This window comes from Arsenicibacter sp. R0_47, from assembly GCF_057652235.1.
This window is the reverse complement of sequence record NZ_JBYFCJ010000080.1, coordinates 1-3,075: the sequence shown is the minus strand read 5'-3', so window position 1 is coordinate 3,075 and position 3,075 is coordinate 1. Positions and strand designations below refer to the sequence as shown.

Below are 3,075 nucleotides of genomic sequence, written 5' to 3'. Positions count from 1 at the left end.
CCGTCGCCCAGAGCTACGTTGCCTTCGCCCGATACGTTATTGGTCCCCGAAGAGTTGCCGATAAACAGGTTATAATTCCCGGTTGTATTGTTAAACCCGGCTTGCTGGCCCATGAAAAAGTTGCCGGCTCCGGCTTGGTTATTAAAGCCCGATTGTGAACCGATAAAGACGTTAAAGCCACCGGTCTGGTTATTACGACCAGCTTCAGGTCCCATAAACAGGTTAAAACTACCTGACTGATTGTTACGGCCTGATAAGTATCCCAAAAAGACGTTGTTATTACCCGTTGAGGTTGCCCCCGCCTGATAACCAAGTGCTGTGTTATTGGTTGCGGCTCCGGCTGTTGATGAAAAAGAGCCAACCCCAACGGCCACGTTACCTGTTGCCGGATTGAAGAGCCGTATAAAAGGCGCATTATCAATCTGAAATGCTTTACCGTTTGGCAGCGTCAGATCACTGGTTACTGACAAAGCAGTATTTGCCGGCGTTTCGATCGTCTGTGCATAGGTTGTACCCGCACTTACAAGAGCCAGCAGAAAGGTGTGTAAAAGTTGTTTTCTCATTTTTATCAAGCGGTTTGCTAAAACAAGAAGTTTCTTTTGTTTTGTTTATCCGAAAGATAAGCTAAATATTATTGGTTTTCTACTTTTTTGATTTGTAATCAATGCTATTTGATGTAGCGGTAGAAAGACCGGTATATTAAAAAAGGGCCGGAGATTTTATCTCCGGCCCTTTACTACAAGAATATGTATGTATTAACGACGCCGGTTCGTTATCTGACGCTTGATCCGCTTGTTTTCAAGTTGCAGCTGTTGAATTTGTTTTTGTTGCTGAATGACATACAGAGTTAGTTCTTCTACCTTCTCCAGTAATTTAGCGTCCATTTTTGCCATATCAACACCTTCTTTTACAACTTCTTCTGCTGATGGTACGCCTGGCAGATGCTTATTTGCTTTCACAAAACTTTCTACCTCGCTCAAGCTACGGAGTTTATAATCTGATGCAAAAACGTAGTCACTCCATTCACTGCTGTTTTTAACAGCAACTTTTACTTTTTCTGTCAGAATACCTTTTGAAACATACAGGTTATAGTTACCTGACAGTTTCGTAATATCGCTGCCAATTACAACACCACCTTCGTTGCTGTTTTGCAATAAACTACCTTTCGCCTGCCAGAAATTATCTGTGACTGCAGTACGTGCACCTGCTACATAACTAGCCAGTACTACATCTCCTTGTGCGTTAACAGTTAAAAAGCGGCTGGCCGTGGCAGTCGTGCTTGACACACTTGCTAAACCTGTCAGCCGAAGCCCTGTTGTGCCTGCTGAGCTAACAATTTCCAGCTTATTTGCAGGGGTTGATGTACCAATACCTACATTAACGGTGTTTGAAGCAGTACCGCCTAGTACAATCGCATTACTAGCACCAACCAAGGCATTTGAACCGATAGCAACGGCGTTTGTCAGGCTTCCAGCCGCTGCATCAGCTTTATAGCCAATGAATGTGTTGTAATTACCTGTTGTTGTTGCTACACCCGCACCCCGGCCAATACCTACGTTGCCAACACCTGTTGTAATATTGTAACCGGCAGCAAATCCGATGAAAGCATTTTCGCCGCCACTTGTAGCTGTCGATCCAAAACCTGCGTAACGTCCTACGAATGTATTGTTTGAGCCTTTTGAATTAACGCCAGCTCCATCGCCTAATGCTACGTTACCTTCACCGGATACGTTGTTAGTACCTGATGAGTTACCAATAAACAGGTTATAATTACCACTTGTATTTTGAAAACCAGACTGCTGACCTAAAAAGAAGTTACCAACACCGGCGGTATTGCTGTAACCAGCCTGCGAGCCCATAAACACGTTGAAACCACCCGTCTGATTGTTACCACCTGCCTCTGGTCCGAGAAAAAGGTTAAAACTTCCGCTTTGGTTATTGCGACCTGCCAGGTACCCTAAAAACACGTTATTATTACCTGTTGATCTGTAACCAGCTTGAAAACCGATAATTGTGTTGCCGGCGGCCGAAGTATTTCCAAAACCAGCACGGCTACCAAGAAATGTATTACCGGCTGCCGTATTGTTATAGCCGGCACTATCACCAACAGCTACGTTAAACCCTGAGGTTGAGTTGTTGAATCCTGAGGCAGTACCTAAATACGAGTTATTGTTACCAGAAAAGTTTAACAGACCCGAACCAGAACCTAAGAACATGTTATTGATACCTGTCCCGTTTGTTGTACCGGTAAAGTAGCCAATAAATACGTTGTTATTTCCTTGAGTGTTAACACTGCCGGCAAAGGAACCAATAAACGCATTCTGACGTCCAGATGTATTAGTACTACCTGTTGAATATCCGATAAATGCGTTGTTAGACCCGATGGTATTACTAACGCCTGACTGTGAACCAAGCATCAGGTTATTCCGGCCGGATGTATTACCGGCACCAGCCATATAGCCTACAGATACGTTGTCTGTACCAGTGTTCGCGGTTGACGAATTGACTGCTCCCACACCAATATACGTATTTTGGGAGCCAGGTGTTGAAGTAGCCGGTGTAGTAACCACCAAATTTGTTTGAGCTACCAACGGTAGCGTTGCGCACAATAACCCCAGCGTCAGGCAAGAGGTGTAGAAACGTACCATATAAACGTGTTTTATGGATAAAAAATAGTTAATACTTCCAGATGAATTCTCATCCAAAATTGTAAAAAAAGGAATACTTAAGCAATGTGCACTTACATCATCTGTCCGAAATGTTTAGCCAATGGAGCTAAAAGTGCATCCATATCCCCAACAAATACCTAGTTATCAGCAAATTACACTTAATAAAAAATGAGCAATTAATAGCTCATTTTAATTATACACTAGCGTTTATGTAGAGAAGTTTCTTTTTTCTCTAGCAGCTTAAGAATTTTTTCCAGTTGTTGTTTAACCGCTCTATTTTCTTGCTTTAACTGATCGACATCTTTAGTTTTTTTCTCCAGATCAATAACGTAGAGCGTGAGTTCTTCGATTTTTTCGAGCAGCTTGGCGTTCATCTTCACCACATCAACACCCTCTTCTACCACCT

Annotated in this window: 1 protein-coding gene and 2 pseudogenes; all 3 read right to left on the bottom strand. The window is 43.0% G+C overall.

Annotated elements, in window-relative coordinates; all coding sequences use genetic code 11:
* A pseudogene (locus AC23NW_RS35970) lies at positions 1-563 on the bottom strand (hypothetical protein); the annotation flags it as partial.
* 192 nt (positions 564-755) lie between these two features.
* Positions 756-2,705 (bottom strand): beta strand repeat-containing protein, encoded by a 1,950-nt coding sequence (locus AC23NW_RS35965; protein WP_487455509.1) that lies wholly within the window; start codon positions 2,703-2,705, stop codon positions 756-758.
* Between the two features lie 164 nt (positions 2,706-2,869).
* A pseudogene (locus AC23NW_RS35960) lies at positions 2,870-3,075 on the bottom strand (hypothetical protein); the annotation flags it as partial.